11 protein-coding genes are annotated in these 23,919 nt (G+C 43.4%); 4 read left to right on the plus strand and 7 right to left on the minus strand.

Annotated features, from left to right (window positions below; genetic code table 11):
• Window positions 1–194 precede the first annotated feature (194 nt).
• The 3 genes from MUCPA_RS00725 (at window position 195) to MUCPA_RS00735 (ending at window position 9,258) form a co-directional block, all read left to right on the plus strand.
• Entirely contained in the window at window positions 195–3,782 is a 3,588-nt protein-coding gene (locus MUCPA_RS00725) for a PKD domain-containing protein (RefSeq protein ID WP_008503891.1), read from the plus strand.
• 709 nt (window positions 3,783–4,491) lie between these two features.
• Window positions 4,492–7,632, plus strand: a complete 3,141-nt coding sequence (locus MUCPA_RS00730) for a SusC/RagA family TonB-linked outer membrane protein (RefSeq protein ID WP_008503893.1) — start codon at window positions 4,492–4,494, stop codon at window positions 7,630–7,632.
• Between the two features lie 18 nt (window positions 7,633–7,650).
• Window positions 7,651–9,258, plus strand: a complete 1,608-nt coding sequence (locus tag MUCPA_RS00735) for a RagB/SusD family nutrient uptake outer membrane protein (RefSeq protein WP_008503895.1) — start codon at window positions 7,651–7,653, stop codon at window positions 9,256–9,258.
• Window positions 9,259–9,511: 253 nt separating this feature from the next.
• On the opposite strand, the gene MUCPA_RS00740 is transcribed toward MUCPA_RS00735, so the two are convergent.
• From MUCPA_RS00740 to MUCPA_RS00765, 6 genes are all read right to left on the minus strand, one after another.
• On the minus strand, window positions 9,512–12,127 hold the full coding sequence (locus MUCPA_RS00740) for a glycoside hydrolase family 3 C-terminal domain-containing protein (protein ID WP_008503897.1): 2,616 nt from the start codon (window positions 12,125–12,127) through the stop codon (window positions 9,512–9,514).
• A 333-nt stretch (window positions 12,128–12,460) separates the two neighbouring features.
• Window positions 12,461–14,011 carry a SusD/RagB family nutrient-binding outer membrane lipoprotein gene (locus tag MUCPA_RS00745; RefSeq protein WP_008503898.1) on the minus strand — a complete coding sequence of 517 codons (1,551 nt, stop codon included), beginning with the start codon at window positions 14,009–14,011 and terminating at the stop codon, window positions 12,461–12,463.
• A 13-nt stretch (window positions 14,012–14,024) separates the two neighbouring features.
• Window positions 14,025–17,183: a SusC/RagA family TonB-linked outer membrane protein gene (locus MUCPA_RS00750; RefSeq protein WP_157543784.1), complete on the minus strand. Its 3,159-nt coding sequence runs from the start codon at window positions 17,181–17,183 to the stop codon at window positions 14,025–14,027.
• Window positions 17,184–17,969: 786 nt separating this feature from the next.
• On the minus strand, window positions 17,970–19,265 hold the full coding sequence (locus MUCPA_RS00755; protein WP_008503900.1) for a mandelate racemase/muconate lactonizing enzyme family protein: 1,296 nt from the start codon (window positions 19,263–19,265) through the stop codon (window positions 17,970–17,972).
• Window positions 19,266–19,324: 59 nt separating this feature from the next.
• Entirely contained in the window at window positions 19,325–20,272 is a 948-nt protein-coding gene (locus MUCPA_RS00760; RefSeq protein WP_008503901.1) for an RraA family protein, read from the minus strand.
• A gap of 38 nt (window positions 20,273–20,310) precedes the next feature.
• Complete coding sequence (locus MUCPA_RS00765) at window positions 20,311–21,432, minus strand: bile acid:sodium symporter family protein (RefSeq protein WP_008503902.1); 1,122 nt, start codon at window positions 21,430–21,432, stop codon at window positions 20,311–20,313.
• 643 nt (window positions 21,433–22,075) lie between these two features.
• Here MUCPA_RS00765 and MUCPA_RS00775 point away from each other — a divergent pair.
• Window positions 22,076–22,966, plus strand: a complete 891-nt coding sequence (locus MUCPA_RS00775) for an AraC family transcriptional regulator (RefSeq protein ID WP_008503904.1) — start codon at window positions 22,076–22,078, stop codon at window positions 22,964–22,966.
• A 61-nt stretch (window positions 22,967–23,027) separates the two neighbouring features.
• On the opposite strand, the gene MUCPA_RS00780 is transcribed toward MUCPA_RS00775, so the two are convergent.
• Window positions 23,028–23,906, minus strand: a complete 879-nt coding sequence (locus MUCPA_RS00780) for an alpha/beta hydrolase (RefSeq protein WP_008503905.1) — start codon at window positions 23,904–23,906, stop codon at window positions 23,028–23,030.
• Window positions 23,907–23,919 lie beyond the last annotated feature (13 nt).

The raw sequence follows: 23,919 nt of genomic DNA on the forward strand, positions 1-23,919 counted from the left end.
AGAAACAGCGTATTATTAGGGGCAGGTTTTTAATTGCTATTGGAGCTGATTTACCAAACTTGATAATTTGGTTAAATCCGCTGCACTTTTCATGGCATATACATTATTAAAATAAATCAGCCAGCCATTTCAAACAATGCTTGCTTTGTACAATCGCTATCCTTAGTTTTATTGATAAATATCTAATATTTCGCATGTCTATTTTGCAAAATAATCGTCTCCGTATTCAATGCCGATATTACGCCGCCAAGTGTTTAAGAACCTATCTTCTTTTATCAGCTTTATATTTTCTGACAGGAAGCCAGGCAAGAGCGCAAAATATTTCTAACGCAGGAACTGAGTTCTGGTCGGTGTTTCCAACTCATGAGGCTGATAACGGGTTGCTGGCAAATCTAAGTGTCTTTATTACCAGCAGCCAGGCATCATCGGGCACAGTAATGGCGGGTTCATTTTCAAAAAGCTTCAGCGTAGCAGCAAATTCAGTGATCGAAATACAGGTTCCGCGCAGCAATGCCTATATTAACGATTATGAGGGCAACCAGGTGCTATCCAACCGGGCCATCCATATATTGGTAGATACGGGCAAGCCTAAAATTGTGGTTTATACTCATATTTTTGCTGGGCGAAGGTCTGCCGCCTCCCTCATCCTCCCGGGTGAGGCTTTAGGGCAACAATATTTCAGCATGAATTACACTCAGGACGATGCCGGCCAAAATTATATTACCATTATTGCTACTGAGGCCAATACCAAAGTACACCTCAAAAAAGGTAATACCGAACTTGTACCTGGCGGCGTAACGTTAAACAAGGTAAATGATGTTTATGAATATTTATCGACAGACGACCTCACCGGGGTGTCCGTTACAGCAGATACCGCAGCATCAGGCTGCAATAGTTTTGCTGTTTTTTCAGGCAGCTCTGGGGTACGTATCGGGACATCGTTGTGCACCCCGCAGTCTATCGATCCGCTTTTTCAGCAATGTTACCCTGTAACCTCCTGGGGAAAAAATTATGGCTTCGTACCTTTTAGTATGAAAAGCCCAGCAGTATCCGATTCTGTGAGAACTGCGGGGCAATATGTAAGGGTGCTGGCCAAAAGCAATGGCACAATTGTAAGTATTAATGGCCAGGCGGTGGACACCTTAAATAAAGGTGAATACTATACTACTAAACAACCTTTAAAGGTAGCATCATATATAACCGGGAGCCAACCTATAAGCGTGGCACAATATGCCCTCACTCAGTCCTGCAGCAGCCCTTCGAATGGTACATCGGGGTACAGCGACCCGGATATGGTTATATTAAATCCAATTGAATACAACATTAACCATATCACAGTTTATTCGTCAACCAAAGAAAACATTACTGAACAGTATATCAATATCCTGATCAAAACATCGGCAGTAGCCAGTTTCCGCATCAATAATACCGCACCAATTGCGTTATTTAAACCAATGGGCACCTTGCCTGGTTACTCATACGGCCAACTCTCGTTAAATAGTTATAGCACTAACACTTTTAACTTAAATGCTAATGAAGGTTTTAACGCAGTAGCTTATGGATTCGGCAATGTGGAATCATATTCCTATTCGGCCGGAACCAACCTTGCTGCAAACGAATCCATTACAGCAGTTCTAAGCGGGTCTAACATCGCTGTCGACTCTACCTGTATTAAGGATGATTACTTTTTCAAACTCACCCTGCCCTACCAGCCACCGCAAATAAGTTGGCAAATGGACGAAAATGAAAACCCTACCATTCAGAATAACCCTGTGGGTACATTGATGAATTCACAAGGTATCAGCTATTACGAATATACCTTTCCAAAAACAGCAGCCTATCAGGTTGCAGGCAGGCATAAAATTAAAATACTCGCACAATACCCTACTACCATTGGTGGTTGCAGCAAGGGGCAGCAAGTGATCAATTACACTTTTACAGTTATCCCCGTTCCGGCGGTTAATTTTACGGCTAAGCCCGAAAAATGTCATAACATCATTGACTTTACCGACCAGACCAGCAGCAATACGGTGAACAACATAGCAAGCCGTTTTTGGGACTTTGGCGATGGCAAAACTTCGGCACTTCAAAACCCTGTACATATATACGCGGACAGCGGAATATACATTGTAAAACTAACCACGGCCTTTACCACCGGATGCCAGGATTATAAACTGGACACTTTGCATATTAAGCAAAAAACGTTTCCGGGCTTTTTCTTTTCGAACCCAGATTGCGTAAACAACGCAGTAACTTTTACTGACACCAGCAAAACTATAGATTTTATAATTGCCACCCGTAAATGGAACTTTGGCGATGGCGACTCATTATTGGTTAATAACAATACGCCATTTCAGCACGTATTTAAAAAAGCAGGCACCTATCAAGTTAAGTTGACCTTGATCAATACCGAAGGTTGCTTAAGCCAGCAATATGAAAAGCCCATTGTTATTTATGATAATCCGGTTCCCGATTTTAAATTGCCTGCCGTATGCCTAACCGACCAGCTTGCACAATTTAATGACGTGACGACTATTCCCGACAGTACCGAAAAATCGTTCACTTATCTTTGGAACTTTGGTGATCCAAATGCCAACGATCAAAACCCCAATACATCCACACTCAAAAACCCTGTACATCGATATATCGGGGCCAGTGCTTATACTGTTACCTTAACCGTTACAACAGCACAGGGATGCACAACAACTATCAGTAAACAGTTTATTGTTAACGGTGCAAACCCGGTAGCCGATTTCAAAATAATGAATAACAAATTATGCGCTAACGAGCCTGCTATAGTGCAAAACAATTCATCGGTTGATTTTGGTTCGATTACCAAATTGGAGTGGCATTTTGATAATTCGAACCATCCGGATAGCATTGAAACTGATAATTACCCCACTCCTGGGCAGCTGTTTAGTCATCAATATCCTGTATTCCACTCCCCGGCCAGTAAAAGTTACGTTATTAAGCTCCTGGCTTATTCGGGAACGCAATGCGTAAGAGATACCAGTCAAATAATCACGGTGATGGCCGTGCCACAAGTTACCTTAGATAGTTTAAGCAAAGTGTGCATATCAGGCTCCCCAATCAAAATCACGCGTGGACATGAAATATCAGGAATTACGGGCACAGGCGCTTATTATGGTGATGGTATTTCTACCGATGGAACCTTTGCCCCATCAAAAGCCGGGGTTGGTATACATGCCATTAAATACAAATTCAGTTCCGACTATGGCTGCGTCGACTCTGTTACCCGGCAAATTACAGTTGTTGCCGAACCTGTAATAAATGCCGGAAACGATACCACCATTATGCTGGGAGACCAAATCACATTAAGAGCCAAGGCTAACAGCTCCAATTTAACCTATAAATGGGTACCAGCAACAGGTTTAAACCATGATGATATTGCTAACCCAATTGCCTCGCCTGGCAAAAGTATTACTTACACAGTTACCGCATCAAACGGCACATGCCAGGCCGTTGACGATATTTATATTACCGTTATCCCCCCCTTGATTATACCGAATACTTTTACGCCGAACGGCGATGGGATTAATGATGTTTGGGATATCCAGAATTTAAATTTTTATTACCCCAAAGCCACTGTAGATATTTACTCTAAATATGGCCGCAAGGTTTTTACCTCAGTAGGATATGGTATTCCCTGGGATGGAAAATATAAAGGCCAGCCGATGCCTTCAGATACTTATTATTATATCATTAATCTAAACTACAACGACCAGAAAAGATTGGCCAGTTGGCTACAATTGATCAGGTAAGTTGAGTTGATCAAATAGCAAGCGATATCAAAATGCAAAATTTATAAAAGGGTATTTTTAAAAGTTGTAAATAATTCGTAAAACCAACATCAACCTACAATCCGGGCATATCGAAGATTATAACTAAAAGTATTATTTGATTTCAAAGGCACGTCGACCCCGGATTGGACTCATCTACAAATCGCTTACACAACGCCCAACCCACCGAACACATAGACTGAATAACGCTCGGTGCCTTCCCGGAATTTCTCTCATTTAATTGCAATAACAGAGCCACAAAAACAATTTACAAAGTTCATTTTTGCTACCCACCAATATTAATAATCATTTCAGATTTCCCGCATCCCCCGTAACTAATAAACAAATGTTTTATAAATCCATCAATTAATGTGCTGCAAAACGGAGCGCTGCCGATAGTTTTGCTTCGTCAATATCCAATACGATTTGGCAAACCAATAAAACCATCAGTAACCTAATTATTCGCCTGTAATTAAAACAGACTTGATCATTTCATCAGGAGTGGTTTGTAACGCAATTGATTGTATAAGATCATTTCAATCTTATCATTACCCTAAAGTAAAAAGGAGGTCTTCTATATGAAAGTTTAATTTACTTCTGTAAGCCTGGAAACATACCATTATTAATACTTCTGCTATCCGGCTTGCCCCAAAATCGTATCATACCATATTATCATCTAAACCTAAGTTAAATGAAATCTAAAACTATAAAAAGTAACTTAAACAGGCGAAACATTGTGCTCATTACACTTTTTGTTTCACTAATCAATTTACCAACTTACGCTGCTGATATAGTGGCCTGGCGGGCTAAAACCGAGGTCGGCAAGCTCGTTGCTGCTATAAAAATTACAGGGATTGTTACCGATGAACAAAATCAACCGATGCCGGGCGTTATCGTCAAAGTACAAGGTACCGAGATCTCTGCCGTTACTAACGCCAATGGCAAATACACCATTAATGTACCTCAGGCTAATTCTATGCTTGTATTTTCTTTCATTGGGTATGCTACCGAGCAAGTGCCTGTTGGCAACAGAACTCAACTTGATGTCAGGCTGAAGCCTTCCGCAAAAGAATTAAATGAAATAGTTGTGGTAGGCTATGGAACGCAAAAGAAAGTCGATCTGACTTCATCCATCTCAACAGTAGACACCAAAGAACTAACCAAAGTGCCTGGTGGTTTCCAGGCGGCGCTCCAAACTACTGTTCCGGGTGTACAAATAACCAATGGCACCATCAGGATCCGTGGGGTTGGCTCGATCAACAGTACCGATCCGCTTTATGTTGTTGATGGAATGATTGGCGGCGCCATCCCCGACGATAACAATATAGCCAGTATCCAGGTATTGAAAGATGCAGCTTCTGCTGCTATCTATGGGTCTCGTGGTGCTAATGGCGTTATTCTCATCACAACTAAAAGAGGTACAGAGGGGGGCGTAAAGGTAGATTATTACGGCTATGCGGGGCTTAAAAACTTAACACATAACATTCCTCTGCTTAACGGACAGCAACTGGCCGAGTTGATTAACGAGGAAATGTATAATCAAAACCCGGCCAGAACAGATTATTTACCTGCACTATCCAATCCACCGGCTATAGGTAAGGGATACAACATGATGGATGCATTACTTCGTACCGGAAAGTACCAGAAGCATAACCTTTCACTCAGCGGTGGTACAAAAGACGCCAACTTCCGGCTGAACGGGATTTATGGTACCGATGCCCCTGTGGTTATCCGCGATCAATCAAAAAATTACGGCTTACAGTTCATCTCTGATTTAACGAAAGGCAAACTAAAGGTTGGCGAAACGATGACGCTCGGCTATAATTCCAGGGACTGGAGTGATAAAAATGTGATTGACGCCCAGCGTTGGTCGGCTACGTTGCCGCTATATGACCCTACGAGCTCCACCGGCTTTGGTGGAGCCGGAAATGGAACGGATGGCGCAAGCCCTTTAGCCAACGCTTACCTGAACCAAAACAATAACGACAATCTCTTCGCGAACGGCAATATCTGGGGTTCTTATGAATTTATTCCCGGATTACGTTATAAGCTAAATGTTGGTATTGACCTTAACAGGTCGCGCACGCAAGGTTATATTTCCGATTATTCCGTTGGGCAATATCAAAACCATAGTCCGGATGAGTTAAATATATCCTCCAGCGAAAATAACAGGTGGTTAATTGAGCATACTTTAAGCTATGATAAAGCTTTCGGCAAGCATAATATCAGCGCTGTTGCCGGGGTAACCTCTGAAGAGTCGCGATATAAGGCTGTGAATGCAGGTGCCCGTGCGTTGCCCAGTTCGGATGTACTTATACTTGGCTTAACAACCCAGGCAGATTCAAAAATAGTGGGTTCGGCCATTGGTCAAACAGCGATGTATTCTATGCTTGGCCGTGTCAATTATAACTACGATAGCAAATACCTTTTAACCGTCAATTTCCGGCGAGACGGTTCGGCCAACTTCAGCCAATCCTATCGTTACGGTAACTTCCCATCGGTTTCTGCCGGATGGCGCGTTAGCCAGGAAAAGTTTATGAAAAATATGCCCTTTATAAGCGACCTAAAGCTAAGGGGAAGCTACGGTGTTTTAGGAAACTCTGACATTGCACAATATCAGTATCAAAAAACCGTAAGTTTCGACCATGTGTGGTATTATTTCAATGATACCAAGGTAACGGGCGCACTGCCCCTAACACCTTCTAATCCCAATGTAAAATGGGAAAGCCAATATTCCACCGATTTGGGTTTAGATTTAGGCTTGCTTAATAACTCTTTGTCGTTAACGGTTGATTATTATAACAAAAAAACAGAGGATATGCTGGTAAACGTGCCCATATCTTATACTGCTGGTTATATTGACAATTTTCCGGTTTTAAATTCTGGCAGCATCCGTAACCGCGGTGTTGATGTGCTACTGGCTTACAAGAACGCTATCGGAAAATTTAATTATGCAGTTTCCGGTAATATATCCTTTGTACAGAATAAAGTATTAAGCTTGGGTAATAATAACGAGATTTTATGGGGCGGCATTTCTCCCAGTGGCGCCAATGTATCCAGAACTGCCGTTGGCCATTCAATCGGCGAATTCTGGGGCTTTGAAACCGACGGCCTTTATAAAACGCAAGCACAGCTTGATGCCGACAAAAAGTTTGCTCCAAGTGCAGCCCTGGGGGATGTAAAATTCAAAGACATTAATCACGACGGTGTACTGAATGATCAGGATAAAGGTTTTATCGGGAGCCCGATACCTAACTTCAGCTATGGTTTTACCTTCAATGCTAATTACACAGCGCCGTTTGGTATACTCGATCTATCCATGAACTGGCAGGGCGTTCAAGGCAATAAAATTTACAATAACAGCAAATATTGGGGCGAAGGAATGTATCACTATTACAACGATTTTGCTTCTACTTTAGACAGATACCGCGCTCAAGACCTCACCTTTACCAACCCCGTATCCGGTGTAACAACTTTTTATCCTAAAAACACAGATACCAACATCCCGAGGGCTGTGTTAGGAGACCCTAACCAGAACCTGAGAGCTTCAGACAGGTTTATCGAAGATGGTTCGTATTTGCGCCTCAAGGTGTTAACTATTGGCTATACATTGCCAAGCTCGTTTAGCAATAAATTAAATATAAACCACTTGCGTTTTTATGTCGGTGGCAAAAACGTGCTTACGTTCACCAAATACTCAGGTTTTGATCCCGAGGTGGGATCTGGTGATAGCCGGTACAACCTCAGTCGTGGTATTGATGCACAGGCACCCTGGGGTTTAACATTTCCTAACACGCGTGAGATTTTTATAGGGACACAAATTACGTTTTAATTAGCAAATCGATTGTTTATGAAAAATATATTACGCACCGGGATTCGCTTCGTGATCCTGATAACTGCACTCTCATCCTGCAAACCGAATTTAGACCTGGTTAATCCGCAGGAATTGTCAACAGACACTTATTACAAAACGGCCGACCAACTGGAAGGCGCTATCATACCAGCCTATCAAGCTTTAATTGGCCGTGTACAAGGCGGCTATGCCAGGTCGTTTTATTATGAATTACTGGCCCCGGGCGACGATTATAACCACACATTTAAATGGGAGCCTATGTACCAGGATACTTATAATACCCCAGCCAGTGATGGCATGGCCGCGTCCTCGTGGAAGGATATGTGGAATGGTGTTTTTTCAGCTAACCTGGCGATTGACAGGATCAGCAATTTCACAGGATCAATTGACGCTACCCGGAAAAACAGGATGCTGGGCGAAGCCTACTTCTTACGTGGACTGTTTTATATGCATCTGGAGGAATTGTATGGCGAAACGGTACCCTTGATTGTTAAACCCGTAACATCAGACAAAGATTATTATCCTACAAACGCGCAGAAAGGCCAGGTTTATGCGCAAATTATCAGTGATTTTCAAAAGGCATCCGACTTATTGCCAGTACGAAGTCAATTGTATACCACCGCGGCTTACATAGGCAGGGCTACAAAGGGTGCTGCACAAGCTTATTTGGCCAAAGCATATCTTTACCGACCTATATTAGAACTCGGGCAGCCGGCTAATTTTACCGGAGCAGAGGCGGCTTTAAAGAGCGTTATCGACAGCAAGGAGTATGATTTAGTTCCTTACTTTAAGGATAACTTTTCTGATAAAACAGAAAATAATGCCGAATCGATATTTGAAATACAGATGCATAATGGACCAGGATGGCTGGGAGATGACATGTCGGACTCATGGCGCTGGCAGGAAATAGGCATGTTTGATGGTACCGGCGGTGCCTGGTGGAACCTTGCACCTAACAAAAAAACATACGACGAATTTGAACCTGGCGACCCGCGTAAATATATGACCCTTTGGTGCGATAACGGCGCAAAATATACTCAGGTAGATGGCACGGTAACAGATTATAACTATTGGATGAGCAAGCTTGCTACCAACAAAAATTTGTATGGTACGCGCAAATACTGCCCGGATGTTCAGCTGGCTGATTTTGATGACGGCATTAACGACCGTTTAATACGTTATGCTGATGTTTACCTGATGTATGCCGAATGTTTGAATGAAAAGGGAGATGTTACCGGCGCTAAAACCTATATCAATAAAGTGAGGGCCAGAGCCAACAACGTAGTTCCTACGGAGCAGCCTCAGCTTTGGTACCAGCACTCGCCTGGTACAATTCCGGATGTGGATGCTTTGTTGGCGCAAGACATAACCATTAATGGCATCCGTTTAAATACCATTAAAAACATTATTGCCCATGAGCGTTATGTAGAGTTTGCGGGCGAATACGTTCGTTACTTTGACCTGCTGCGTTGGGGTATGGCAGACGCCAAATGGCTGGATCCGCTGAAAAGTATCGGCTGGACTACCCGTGCCATGTATTATCCATTTCCTCAGAGCGAGCTGGATAATAATAAAAACCTGAAGGGCAACGCTATGAATAACTAAATAATGAGGGGTACGCAATTTAATATACCCTGCAAACTTTTGCTTACCTGCATAGTTTAAAAACAACCGAGCCGCTCTGTATTTCAGAGCGGCTCGGTTGTTTAGGAGGCGTTTAATCTATATAGCTCTGGCGTTGATAACGATCAAATTGAATGAAAAGGCAATTTAAATATGCAAACCGCCTTGTAATAACAATAAATCGAATTAAGCAATGACATTCATATCGCTTAGAGCAATATTTCACTATCCTATTTTACAACATTGTAACAGTTTGCTTTACGATGTTACCTGACGTCACGTTATGCTCGTCGGGCTGGGAGCCGCCTGCACTAATTGTTATTTTACCCTTGATTGGTACCAAGCCTCCATTTGAACTGGTTACGGCCAAATCGTCTGGCGAAAGGATGAAATTTAACGTGCGCCGTTCGCCAGCTTTAAGATAGACACGGGCAAAGCCTTTCAACGCTTTCAGCGGCACTTTAATCCGCTGGCTATGGTGTTTCATGTAGATTTGAACCACTTCATCGCCAGCTATTTGCCCGCTATTGGTAACCGTTACACTTAAATGTATTGCTTTGCCTGATTTAACCGTTGCAGGTACAATCAGCTTGTCATATTTAAATTGGGTATAACTTAAGCCGTATCCAAAACCGTATAAAGGTATGCCCTTAAAATAGCGATAGGTGCGGTTAGTCATCGAATAGTCGGTAAAATCGGGAAGGTCGGTATCACTTTTGTAAAAAGTAACAGGCAGGCGGCCTGCCGGATTATAGTCGCCAAAAAGCACATCGGCCACGGCTGTGCCCGCCGCTTGCCCGCCGTACCAGGCGTTAACAATGGCCGGGATATTTTCTGCCTCCCATGGGGTAGCCAGGGCGCTGCCGGTCATCATCACAAAAACTACCGGTTTGCCTGTTGCCTGTAATGTTTTCATTAAATTGGTTTGCGCGGCGGGTAGTTGAATTGAAGTTCTGTCGCCGCCGTTAAATCCAGGATAATTAACTTGCATCTCTTCACCTTCAAGTTGCGGAGAAATGCCACCTACATAAACTATAGCATCAGCGTCCGCAACACGTTTAACTAATGCTGCAACATCCGTTTTTTTATAATTTCCGGCACTAAACCTGATGTTGGCTTTACCATCACCCTGCCAAAACTCCAGGCTAATTTGATAGGATTTTCCCGGCTCGGTAGCCAGTTTAAACTGCTTTGGTCCCCAACGATTTCTTGTCCAGGCATTTAAAACTTCTTTCCCGTCAACCATCAGGCGGTAGCCATCATCCCCTTCCACTTCAAAGGTGATACTGCTTTCCTTCACCGCCGAAAAAGTGGTACTGTATCTGGCAGAAAAATCTGTCGCTTTAATACTGCCGGTTACCTCCTCTCCTTCTTGCCAGGCGTGGGCTACTGCTTCCTCATATCGTACCACAGGGCTGCCCTTTAATTCTCGGTTATTAAAATATTCGGCACGGAAACCCTGATGCCCGTCTATGTGATATTGCTGCGCAACGTCAGTATAAACAAGCATCGTATCGTTTGTAAAATTAACGGCTTTTTCGTACACCACTTCCGCCTGTGGCAGCTTTTGCCTGATACCCTGGTAAACAGTTGTTAAATTAGATGGCGTACCGTTATAATTTCCTAATATGGCTATCGGGTTATCTGCGTTAGGCCCCAGCACCACTATTTTCCGGATGGTTTTACTTAAGGGTAGGGTATGATTGGCATTTTTTAGCAATACGACAGATTGCCTGGCCATTTTAAGCGCATGTGCCTGATGTTCGGGGCTTTCTAAAACAGAAACCGGTGTTTGCGCGTATTTTACTACATCGGACGGATCAAACATACCCAGCCTGAAGCGGATCATAAACAAACGCTTTACAGAAATATCAATTTGTGTTTCGGATATTTTCCCTTCTTTTACTGCCGCCACCAATGATTTATACGCGTCTGTACCACATTCAATGTCTGTACCATGCAATACGGCATCAGTAGAAGCATCTTCGGCGGTAGCATGTGTTTTATGGTTTTTAAAAAAATCATCAATGCCACCGCAGTCTGACGTTACATAACCAGAAAACTTCCATTGATTGCGCAATATATCTACCATAAGCAGGTCGCTTCCACAGCAGGGTTGTGTTTTAAATGCGTTATAAGCGCACATTACCCCGGCCACTTTATCATCAACCACCAGTTTTTTAAAGGCTGGCAAATAGGTATCCCATAGGTCGTAGGTACTAATATCAGCATTAAAAACATGTCTTAACGGTTCGGGGCCGCTGTGTACGGCATAATGTTTGGCACATGCTGCCGCTTTTAAATATTTAGGATCGTTGCCCTGCAGACCACTGACAAAGGCACTACCCATTGCGCCGGTTAAAAAAGGGTCCTCGCCATAAGTTTCCTGTCCGCGCCCCCAGCGCGGGTCACGAAAGATGTTGATATTCGGGGTCCAATAGGTTAAGCCCAGGTACTTTTCTCCGGGTTTGCGCATTTGCAAAGCTTTATTATGTACGGCCCTCCCTTCCAGGGCAGCATAGTCCGCCATTTGATTTAATGATTGCCTGTCAAATGTGGCGGCCATAGCAATGGCCTGCGGGTATACCGTCACTTTAAACGGCGTTCTGGCTACTCCATGTAAAACCTCGTTCCACCAATCATAAGCCGGGATTTTAAGCCTTGGAATGGCTGGCGAAGAATTAAGCATCTGGCTTACCTTCTCTTCCAGGGTCATCCGCTTCACCAGGTCGTTAACCCGTGTAGTAAAATCAAGGTGATAATTTTGATAGGGATAATCTGATGTCTGGGCAATTACAGCAAAAGGCAGCATAGTCGCTACCAGAATGCAAATTTTTGAAAGTATTTTCATCTTATCAATAAAGTATTTAATGTCTGTCCACCAGGTAACGTATTGGAGATGCAGTGTATTGATGTCCCCTTGGCCAGTTTTTTACCAGGCCAAAGGTCGCCTCTCCTCAACCATACAATAAACAAGTCGGCAAAGTAATTATTTTATATATGTTAAGATCAACTTCTCAAAAAAATACCGGCCTATTACAGCCGGAATTTTCTTCCTGGTTTTAAAATATCAATGTTAATTAGGAGTAATAAGCTCAACGCTCCGGAATGTAGTCTTCGCATAGGCTCATAAACCCTCAGCCGCTTTACACCAGAGCATCAACATTCTCTTATTCAACTACTCCTACTTATCCCAAAAAATGCGGGTATCCATATTATCTGCCCCACCCAGATCAGCCACTGCGGCCTGGTAGTTAGCAAGATTAGCCGATAGCTCCAGTGTAGGGTAAACGTACCGGCGAACAAATCCGCCTGTAATACTTTGACCTGAAATAGGGTTAGGCGTTAGCGCAGGGAAACCACTGCGCCTGAAGTTGGCCCATGCTTCGGGGCCATTACCCCACGATGCTATCCAGTATTGAGTATTAATCAATTTCAAGGCATTTGCAGCATTGTAAGCATTAACCGGATTATTGATAAAGGAGTTTTCTGTAGCTAAAGGAATTATGGCAGACGCGTTATAGGTTGTCCATTGATCCATGGCCCCGCGTATGCCATTAGCATAATAAACATCCGGAGTGCTTCCGCCGGGTATCCATCCTCTGAAAGCGGCTTCTGCCAACAGTAATTGTGTTTGCGCATAGGTGATAAAAAACTGAGGCGCTGTTAAATTTGCTAAGTAAGTATAATTTATTTGCGAGTAATTGAAACCCGAGCCATTTGCGCCCCGGTAACCAGGTGCATTTGGTAAGGTAGCGCTACTATACCCTATCGGCAAACCAAACTGATTGGCAGATGTGGTGTCGGGTACGCCGCTTGTTGCAGAAACCGGGTTGGGATATTTACCGGATATATACTTCAGTCGCGGATCGCCCGAGTTTTTCAATTGGTTTACAAAAGGCTCCGCCAGGTAGTAAGTATTAGTTAGTGTTGAAAGATTTTGACTAACTGGGTTAACAAAGGTTGTAGTGTATTTTAAATAGCAGTTATCGGCGTTGGAGGCCATTACCCCGCCTGCGAAAGCGGCTTGCACAATGGTTTGCGCTTTTGCCGCGTCGTATTTTGAATACCGCATGCCGATACGTAATAATAACGAGTATCCCAATTTTTTCCATTGGGCTACATTGCCTCCATAAAATACATCTGCCTTAACAATGTCTTTCGCAGGGTCGAGCGCGGCAGTCGCGGCGGTTATTTCATTAACAAGATCTGTGTAAATAACTGCTTGGTTATCGTATTTTGGCGTAAGTATGTTGCCCAGATAAGCCTGACCTGCTTCGCTGTAGGGTACGTCTCCGTATGTATCAACCAGGGTCATAAATTGATAGGCTTTCCATATCCTGGCCTCGTTATATAAGTTGGTACGGGCGGAATTTCCTTTCAGTTGGCTTAATATCTGAACCAGTAGCTGTACCGGGCCGGCAGACGATGTAGCACCTGTATTGGTACCTGTATACTCGCCATTCCATCTTTGCGCCGTGTACGTTTGATTAACCTGGTTGAAATTAAAAGCCGAGGTTACGCCGGTAAATGGGTTGACAAATTGCTGCACAACTGTTGCATCCGTTTCCATAATGGACGCGTATGTACTAAATTCAGCATTGGTAAATAAAAACGCGGCATCAAGTTGTGTGGGGTTGTTTGGATTGACATTTAAGGCATCAAATCCTTTATTGCAACTGCACGCCAGGGTAATGCAGATTGCTGAAATTAAAAAACTGGTTATATTTTTCATATTCTATTTAGGATTAGAATTTTATGTTTACGTTAAATCCATAAGTGCGCTGGGTGGGCAGTGATGCCTGCTCATAACCTGTTAAAGTATCGCCGCTTGAAGCTATCGCTTCCGGATCAATGTTAGGTGTATACTTTTTGATGATCAGCACATTGTGGCATACTGCGGTAAGCGCTAAGCCTTTTATATATTTTTTATTGATAAACTTAGACAGATCGTATCCTAAGGACAGGTTGCGTAACTTGATAAAGCTCGAACTGTAGATAAAGGGGTCAAGAATACCAGTTGTACGATAGTTGGCGTAAAAATCTTCGGCATTGACTGCGGTGGTATTGGGCGAGCCATCAGCGTTTACACCAGGGAATACTACACCCCCAACCCGGCCCACTAACGATTCTTTGGATAACCCTTCCCTTGTTAAGTTTAAGTTGGTGCTGGATAGTACTTTACCGCCAGCCTTGTAGTCAATATGTGCAATTAAGGTAAAGCCTTTATACATCACCGTATTTATCCAGCCGCCGGTTGATGTAGGTAAGCCACTGCCAAAATTGACAGGTAATGCACTTGGAGTTGGCTTTCCACCTGTTAACAATACATTGCCTGCGGCATCCCTTTTATAGGTAAAACCTTGAATTTGATTAAGCGGCAAACCTACCACATCAACAATTGACCCAAAAAACTCGCCGCTGCCTACAACCAGTTGTGATTGGTTATTGGCTAACGATAAGACCTTAGACGAGTTGAAGGCTGTGTTAAACACTGTTTTCCAAGTTATGTCTTTGTTTCTAACAGGTATGAGCTCCAGGTTAATTTCGAGGCCTTTGTTGTCAAGCCCGCCTAAGTTAACCAACGTACTGCTATAGCCGCTGGAGGCAGATAAGCTGATTGGAACTGCCTGATTGCTGGTTTTTTTATCATAAGCGGCTATATCCACGTTTACACGGTTGTTAAACATGCGCATTTCAAGCCCTATTTCTTTTTCGTTAACTCCAAACGGTTTGATCTGCGGGTTTGGTGCAGAGGTATTATTGATGCTTCCTAACGGCAACCCGTTAAATGTATTTGATGATAGCGCAAAGGTTAAGGCATTATATGCCCCCACTGTACCGGCACTGCCGGTTTCGGCTACTGCAACCCTAAGCTTTCCGAAATTTAACCACTTCGCACTCGGGAGCAGTTCAGAAAACACAAAGCTACCGCTAACCGAGGGGTAAAAGTAATGATCAAGATCTTTTATAAATACAGAATACCAATCGTTACGGCCGGTAACGTTAAGGTAAAGGAAATTTTTATAAGAAAGCTCAGCCGTGCCGTATAATGAATTAACAGTTTGTTTAGACAAGTTATAAGTAGAGACATTGGTAACACCATTTCCAATGGTATATAAGTCTCTGATATAAAAATTGGTAACACCTTCGCTAAAAGTTGAAGATACCAAAGGAAAGGTATTACCGCCGACAGTGGCGCTAAAGGCAAAATCTTTCCAGGTATGGCCGCCCCCCAGCAAGAAATCAAAATTATTCTGAGTGGTTTTTACCGAATTGATAGAATAAGCACCGTTAAACAGGCCTGTCGGCGCCCCCCCAACACCCAGGCCTCCTGTGGCGGTATTTGACTCGAAAGAGGTTTGTAAAAGATCCATATTGGCACGGCCCTGTAGGTATAACCAGTCGAAGAACTGGTAACGCAACACAGCAGTCCCCAATAAATGATCTTTGGTTTGCTTTTGGAACTGCTTTGCCAACACCCAATAAGGATTGGTAACTGTAGAAAAGCGCGAGGTGGGGGCTTCGTTACCGTTGGCATCTATTGCGCCAGCTTTAAGTACATCAAAATCAATTGAGTTGGCAAGCCTGTACATTGATGCGGGTATCGACAGTCCCTGTACCCCGATAAACGGTGGCTTATTATTAAACTCATGGCCATAGTTCACGTAAAACTGTGCAGATAATTGATCGGTAAGTTTATAGTTGATGCCGATGTTAAATATTTTTTTGTGATAGTCGTTATTAGGTATAATGCCGTCTGCATCTTGGTTTGAAAATGAAACCCGGAAACTGCCTTTATCATTTCCTCCCGAAAGGGCCAAGGTATTGCTCCATGATGGTGCACTTCTGAAAAACTTACTGATACGGTTTTTAACCGGTGCATATGGGCGCTGAACGCCGTCGAACTGGTAAGTTGGAACATTATCAAACGGTACGCCGAAACTCCAGGCGCCCGAGCTTTGGGCATCTCCTTGGGATAAGGGGCGTTTGTTATTTTCGCCCTGGCCGTATTCGTACTGAAAATCGGTATAATCAAGGGCCTGGTTTACGGTAAAGTTTGAATTGAACTCGACACCAATGCCTGCATTTTTTGCACCGGTTTTGGTAGTGATGATAATTGCTCCGTTAACAGCGCGCGAGCCATATAGGGCTGCTGCTGTGGATCCTTTTAAAATTGTCATCGATTCAATGTCATCCTGGTTAATGCCCTGCAGGTTATCGCCCTGGTCGGTATTTTGGGAGTTTCCATTACTGCTACTTGCACCTTGTGACATCGGTAAACCATTAATTACTATCAGTGGCGAATTATCTGCCGTAAACGACGATTGCCCGCGTAACCTGATCTTGGTACTGCTGCCCGGACCGGCCGCAGGCGGCGAAACATCTAAACCTGCCACCTGGCCTTGGAGCGCGTTGACAAAATTAGTTGTGCGGTTGGTTTGAATAGCCTGTACATCAGCTTTCTGCGCAGCATAACCAAGGCTTTTGGCTTCTCTTTTGATACCAAGCGCGGTTACGATTACTTCATTTAACGCGCTCGAAGCGGGAGTAAGTGAAGCATTTACCGTAGTTTTACTACCAACAGCTATTTCAAGTCGGCTATAACCTATAAAGGAAAATACCAGCACCGCCCCGGTATTGGCCACATTAATTTTGTATTCGCCTGATATATTGGTGACAGCTACGTTACGCGTGCCTTTTTCAGTTACGGTTACACCCGGCAAGCTGTTTCCTTTTTCGTCTGATACTTTACCGCTAATAGCTTTTGCAATTATTTGTGATACAGAAGGAGGCTGACTCTTATCAAAGCCGTTCTCTTTTATAGCTTCTGTTTGTTTAACATCAATTTTTCCGGGTACTGCATTACCCGCGGCAATGGCACTTTCTGTATATTGTAAGAGCATTGCCAAGGTTAAAACAGTACACATACATAATAAGGATAATGACTTTTTTTCCATAATTTAATTAGTTAAATAGGTTTAAATTTGCAATAGAGATTCCCTTGCAGCCTCGTAAAGCCGCCTCTGTCGGTTTAGGGGAATAAAGAATGGAATTCGGCACCGCCTTGGTACCATCCTATAGTTGGTAGGTAAATTTATTTCATATAATTATAATTGGTTATGGTTATTTAATCAATTTCTATCTTCAATGGAATTATTTTTTCTAATAAAAACAACCCTTATTGTAAACCAGCAATTGTGACCACTGCCGGTAACATGTAAACAAAATAGGCAATCAATAAAAACAATGGTATTATTTAATTTATAATTGGTTTTGAAACTATTGAGTTTCTAAAACAAATAAAGGCAACTTAGCTGAAAAGTAATTTCAGTATTAAAGCAAAAAATTGTAACATATTAACAATGTGACACCCATCATACTTTTATTAATATATTGTTATAAACATTAAATCGGGCAAATTGGCCGTGTCCTTTAGCGTTTTAGTAGCTATTGAGTCCTCCCCTCAATGATAACATCGGTTTGATCGCCCAAAATATTGCGTTCCATAATTCAGCCGGACTAATAGCCATTCCTGTTTTATTGCAGAGATCGGCACCCGGTTTAGAATTTCATCGTCTTTGGGCAAAAGGAATCTATTTTAAAGCTTATTCGCCGCCGTATAGTTGGCGGCCAGGTAACGATCTCGGATCAAGCGGAAAGGCCCCATGCGGTTCAAAAGGTTTGTACTGTTATTCAAAAAAAGGCACTCCCTTAACTGCATATTTTTTTAAGCCTTCCTCATTTATTTCAACACCTATTCCTGGTTTATCGGATACCGTAAGGAAGCCTTTTTCAATAAAAGGTTTATCATACGTTACAATCTCCTTCCATTTGGGTTCAGTATCGCTTAAGGTTTGCCATTCTAAGATATGGAAGTTAGGCACCGATGCGCAAACGTGGGCTGTAGCCATTGCACCAAGGAAGGAACCCACCATGTGCGGGGAAAACGGGACATAATACAGGTTGGCTAAGTTGGCTATGCGTTGCCCTTCGCCAAGGCCGCCGCATTTTTGCAGATCGGGCATCACAATATCAATACCGGCCTCACTGAGCAAACGCGTGTAGCCATAAGCTAAGTAAAAATTTTCGCCTGCGCATATAGGTGTGCTGGTTTCCTGCGTAATGGTTTTGTAAATGTCAATATTATCGGCAGGCACAGGTTCTTCCAGCCACATCAGGTTTAAAGGCTCCATCATTTTTGCCACTTTACGGCCGGTTGTACCATCGTACCGTCCGTGCATATCCACACAAATATCAATGTGCTGGCCAACTTCTTTGCGTACAGCGGCTATCGCGTTAAACATCCGTTCCAGTTCGGCATTATTGGCTGTCCAGTTCCAGCGATCATATTTATTGGGGTCCCGGGCATCGTCAATATCAAATTTTACGGCGGTATAGCCCTTGTCAACCGCTCCACGGGCAGCTTTGGCATAGTCGTCGGGCACCGGGTTTGTAGCTGTGTATAACTCGGTATCACAATATACACGGCATTTATCCCTGAATTTTCCGCCTAATAACTGGTATACGGGCAAGCCCAATGCTTTCCCCGTTAAATCCCAAAGGGCGGCTTCAATAGCTGTAAGTACCGCTACAAACATGCCCGACTGTGCGCCGCCAAAAAAAGCGCCTTTACGCAATTGTTCGGCTAACCTGTTAGGGTTAAGCGGGCTTTGCCCCTTTAGCTGAGCACCTAAACGCTTAACAAGGTAGTATGTGCCCGAAATAGCGTCAACACCTTCGCCACAGCCCCATATCCCCTGGTTAGTATAAATTTTCACAAACAGGCCGCCGCCCGAATACGCGCATTTAATATCGGTTATCTTTAAATCCGAAGGTGCAGATGCTTGCGGTGTTCTTTCTTTCGCATCTATTAATCCCTGCCCGTAGGTTTGCAGGTTAAGCATGGGTGCGGCCATGAGCCCGGCACCCGAGAGAGCCGCTTTTGACAGGAAAGAGCGCCTGTTTTGTTTAGCATAGTTTGACATGGGTATTTGTTTAAGTGGTTGATAATTCAGTTTATCCCGGCGGTGTATGTGCAGCGCATTTACCAGGTGCGTGTTTTTAATATTTCCTGTATTTGTTCTTTCGGAACAGGCAACTTATCGATATGATCGTTAAGCCATTTAGAAAAATCTTTTTCAATATCGTCAGACCACCGCGCATCAATCTGGCCTGCGGTATAGGTACCTTCCCGTAAACGAAGGTGACCGAACATATCCCGCAGGCGCACAATTTCTGAGCTGATCACTACCTTTTCTGCCAGGTGCGGGGGTATGAATATAACGATGCCATCTTCTGCCAAAACCACATCGCCCGGCATTACCGTAACCTTGCGGATCCGGGTAGGCTGATTGATACCCATAATCATGGTATTCAAATCACCAGGCGGATTATGATACGATGGGTCGTAACTGGTTATGTAGGATGTAAAGCCTCCTATCTCTTTTAAACCGCGTAAATCTCTTACCGCCCCGTCGTAAATTATCCCGTTACCGGTTTTGGCGTAAATAGCATTGCCTACGTTATCGCCAATGGTTGGGCCGTTGGTATGTGCGCCAAATTGGTCGGCCACGTAAACGTCACCTTTTATTAAAATATCAACCGGCCAGGTGTTCTGCCCTTTTTTGCCCTGGCGTTTCCCCCGGTCGTCAATGGCCTGCCATACATCCTTGCGGGCAGGCATAAAGGTTGCGGTTACGGCCCTGCCTACCAGCACACTGTCGGGGTTAATTTGTATAGGCCAATCTTCGGCAATCTGGTAGCTATAGCCTTCGTTTTTTAAAACGGCCCATGCCTCTTCAATACTCACCAGCTTCATCCGTTTAATGATACCGTCCGGTACTTTTGGCCTGCCATCGGTATAACGTTCCCCTTTCCAAAGCGGCGTTAAAAAAATGAGTTCGTCCTTTGCTATTTGCTGGGCTTTGCCGCACAGCGGTGCCATAGCTAAACATAGCAATACACATAAATTAGCTGCATAAAATCGTTTCATATCAATATGCTTAATTGGTTATCAAAATATAAAATAAGCTAAGTAAGCGCCGTCGCTTCCTTTGGTTCATTCTTTACATCCTCCGGCGGCAATTTGCCATGCCACCAGGTAGCCAGCGACGAGCCTGATATATTCATTAAAGGGCCAAATATTGCCGGCGCTAAGCCAATGGTCGACATTCCGCCCATCAGTAAAGCCAGGCCCGAGGCCAAACCGGCATTTTGCATCCCCACCTCGAGCGATATGGTGCGACAATCTTTTTCTTTAACACCCAGCAAACGGCTTATCCAATACCCTAAAGTATAACCAGCCAGGTTATGGATAAGTACCGCCAAAACCAGCAATGCGCCCACTTTAATCAGGCTCTCCCTGCCCGCCGCGGTTATAACCATTAAAATAAGGGCTATCCCAACCATTGATATGGCAGGCAAAATCTTATCTATCCATTTAATTTTGCCTTTCACCAGAAAGTGAAACAGCAACCCGGCTACTATTGGAATGATAACTACCTTGGTGGTATCCCAGGCCATATCCCAAAAATGCACGGTAACATATCTGCCGGCCAGCAACTGCATCAATAAAGGCGTTAACAGGGGCGAAAGCAAGGTTGAAAGTGTGGTAATGGCTACTGATAAAGCTAAGTTTGCCCTTGCCAGGTAAGCCATTACGTTTGATGCCAGGCCGCTCGGGCAGCAACCGATCAGGATGATGCCGGCGGCAATTTCCTTAGGGAAATTAAACAGGCTTACCAGGGTAAAACCTACTAAGGGCATTATGGCATAGTGGCAAATGGTACCTATCAGGATAGTCTTTGGTTTTTTTGCTACGGTTATCAGTTCGGTTAAGCTGAGCTCGCTCCCCATGCCGAACATGATGAATTGCAACAGCGGGATAATAAGCTTAGAGAGCTTAAAATTGCCTAACTGTACAAAATGCGCAGGGTAATACATGGCGAAACTTACGGCTGCAAAGATGACGACGGTAAATGAGAAGCCTTTTAAAAGATTGTTATTACGGAATGCCATGGCCAGCGCTATAAAAAACAACGTGAGCGGCCATCCCGCCAGCGAATGCCGCCCAGCCAACACGGCGGCAATAAACAAAAGCAGGAACACAATTGCAAAAGAATAGCTGACGAGTTTTAAATCAGCTCTTTTCATCGCTGTAAATTATTGCCCGGCGCCATCATGCGCTCACAGCGTATTCGGTTATTGATTTGTTTGGCGTTAAATCCGCTTTGCTGCCAATTTAAAACCCCAAACTGGCTATCCATCACATTTGGACTTAGTGTGTTGCTTAGGCGTTGAGCGCTAATAAACAATTTCTGGGTACGACAAATAATGTCACCGTTTATCATAGGTAATTTTGTATTGATCAGGTTAAAAAAAAGGTGCCAGTGCAATCAATTTAAAACTGTTAATCAAACAGTCATATCACTACACTTCGATAAGCAAAAATTGGCTATATTAAGATACGATGGAGAAAAGCAAGTAGTAACAGCTACCCCAGCGATCTGATCAAAAGTATGGAATAGTTTAAGCCCCGGAATTTATTATCAAAGCAATTTTTTGTAATATATTAACAAGCCTCATTTCACACATCCGCATCGCTTTTCTTTGATTATCACATCATAAATAATTAACAATCAAATACTTAATTTATTTTAAGTGTAAAAAATACACCTTGTTTTACTGATACAAAAATCCAATTCCAATAAAACTTACGACAATAAAAACAAAACCACTTATCAAAATATCAGCTATATTGTATAAATTCATGCTGTAATTTAACCAATTATAAACCATGAAGGCTACATTAAAAAAGGCAACCCCTAATCCGGAGCACTCTTTTAATATACATAAAGATATAGGCCATGCTATGGCAAGTGCATGGCATTATCACCCGGAGTGCGAACTGTTGGTACTTAAACGAACGTACGGTACCTGCCTGATAGGCGATCACGTAGGGCCGTTTAAAAATGGCGATGTATTTTTATTTGGCTCAAACCTGCCTCATACATTCAGAGGCGAAAAAAAATACCTGGAACGGGATGATGAAAAAATTGGGGAAACGATAGTGATCCTTTTTCAAAATAATATTTGGGGAGATGCTTTCTTAAACCTTCCCGAAATTAGTCCGATTGTTAAGCTGCTCAACACAAGCAAGTTGGGCTTGCGATTAAAAGGCGCAACCAGACGAAAAGTGGCTAAAATAGCGGAAGAAATGCTTACCGATTCTCCTTCAAGAAAGCTGATCAACTTATTATCGGCCCTGGAGTTGATAGCTTCCTCAAAAGAATATGAGTTGATATCATCCAGTGGTTTTAACCCCGAAGTAAACCGTGTTGACCAAAGCCGCATCAATACCATATTTGAGTACACTTTTAATAATTACCACCGAAAGGTAGCATTAGAGGATGTGGCCAGCATTATCAATATGGGAAAACACTCTTTTTGCAGGTACTTTAAATCAAAAACAAAGAAAACCTATATCCAGTTCTTAATGGAAGTGCGGATAGGGCACGCCTGCCGGTTGTTGGTGGAAGAAGAGTACAATATGGCCGAGATTGGCTACGCCTGCGGCTATAACAACATCTCTCATTTCTATCATCAGTTTAAAGCACTCACCAAAAAAAATCCGTTGGATTACCGGCAGCATTACCTCAAAACAGAAGCAATGAGGTTAGCTGTATAAACGATAAAAAATATGTATGGTTAATTAAAATGGGCGGGGTTCTACTCCATTTTCAAGCTGATTACTTTTTAACTTCTGTTGCTGATTTAAAGTAGTTATTATCTACTATCCAATCGGTTAAACGTTGAGGCCAGGCTTTCAAGGATTGATAAGGCGACCGGTACCCCATGTTGAAAGCGTGGTTACCCTTTGCATAAATATGGGCTTCTACCGATGCTCCAGCTTTGCGATAGGCTTGCAAAAGTGCAATAATAGGCGGCGAGCAGCAAACATCTTCATTGGCAGCCACTAAAAACACCGGTGGTGCATCTGGCAGAACCTCTTTGGGCACACCTAATGGCCCCGGGTATACTAATATTACAAAATTGGGCTTTGCACTAAGCCGTTTAATGGCATCCGTGGCGCGCAAATCTCCATCGCCTGGTGCATAGGCCATCATATTAACAACTTCTCCGCCCGCAGAAAAACCCATAATACCTATCCGGTTGGCATCAATGCCCCATTGCGCAGCATTCTTGCGCACAAGCCGCATGGCCCTGTTGGCATCCTGCGGGGCATGTACGGTAATTTTGTAGGGCGACATTGTATCGCGCGCTAACCTGTATTTTAAAACAATAGCTGCAATACCCAGGCTGTTGAAATACCTGGCGGGCTCCCTGCCTTCGGAGTTTATAACCAACATGCGATGACCGCCTCCCGGGCAAATCACAACAGCCATACCCGTAGCTTTTTCTTTTGGGGGCAGATACACTGTGATGGACGGATTATGTACATCGCTAATGTATTTATCGCCTTTTTCCGGTTCGTTTCTGCGGCTCTCAAACCCAGGAGCGCCATTGTCCCATAATTTCATAGTTATCGAATCGCCCTGCCCAAATGCGAGTAGTGGGTGTAAAAGGGTTATAATGATACTCAATTTCAACAACAATTCAGCTCTCATTTTTAATTATTGG

This window comes from Mucilaginibacter paludis DSM 18603 (genome assembly GCF_000166195.2).
GTDB classification, from domain to species: domain Bacteria; phylum Bacteroidota; class Bacteroidia; order Sphingobacteriales; family Sphingobacteriaceae; genus Mucilaginibacter; species Mucilaginibacter paludis.

Bases quoted from the DNA above. Each gene is read 5' to 3' on its own strand.
- MUCPA_RS00760 (WP_008503901.1), bottom strand. From the start codon at position 20,272: ATGAAACGATTTTATGCAGCTAATTTATGTGTATTGCTATGTTTAGCT.
- MUCPA_RS00750 (WP_157543784.1), bottom strand. From the start codon at position 17,183: ATGCTCTTACAATATACAGAAAGTGCCATTGCCGCGGGTAATGCAGTA.
- MUCPA_RS00775 (WP_008503904.1), top strand. From the start codon at position 22,076: ATGAAGGCTACATTAAAAAAGGCAACCCCTAATCCGGAGCACTCTTTT.
- MUCPA_RS00755 (WP_008503900.1), bottom strand. From the start codon at position 19,265: ATGTCAAACTATGCTAAACAAAACAGGCGCTCTTTCCTGTCAAAAGCG.
- MUCPA_RS00735 (WP_008503895.1), top strand. From the start codon at position 7,651: ATGAAAAATATATTACGCACCGGGATTCGCTTCGTGATCCTGATAACT.
- MUCPA_RS00780 (WP_008503905.1), bottom strand. From the start codon at position 23,906: ATGAGAGCTGAATTGTTGTTGAAATTGAGTATCATTATAACCCTTTTA.
- MUCPA_RS00765 (WP_008503902.1), bottom strand. From the start codon at position 21,432: ATGAAAAGAGCTGATTTAAAACTCGTCAGCTATTCTTTTGCAATTGTG.
- MUCPA_RS00740 (WP_008503897.1), bottom strand. From the start codon at position 12,127: ATGAAAATACTTTCAAAAATTTGCATTCTGGTAGCGACTATGCTGCCT.
- MUCPA_RS00725 (WP_008503891.1), top strand. From the start codon at position 195: ATGTCTATTTTGCAAAATAATCGTCTCCGTATTCAATGCCGATATTAC.
- MUCPA_RS00730 (WP_008503893.1), top strand. From the start codon at position 4,492: ATGAAATCTAAAACTATAAAAAGTAACTTAAACAGGCGAAACATTGTG.
- MUCPA_RS00745 (WP_008503898.1), bottom strand. From the start codon at position 14,011: ATGAAAAATATAACCAGTTTTTTAATTTCAGCAATCTGCATTACCCTG.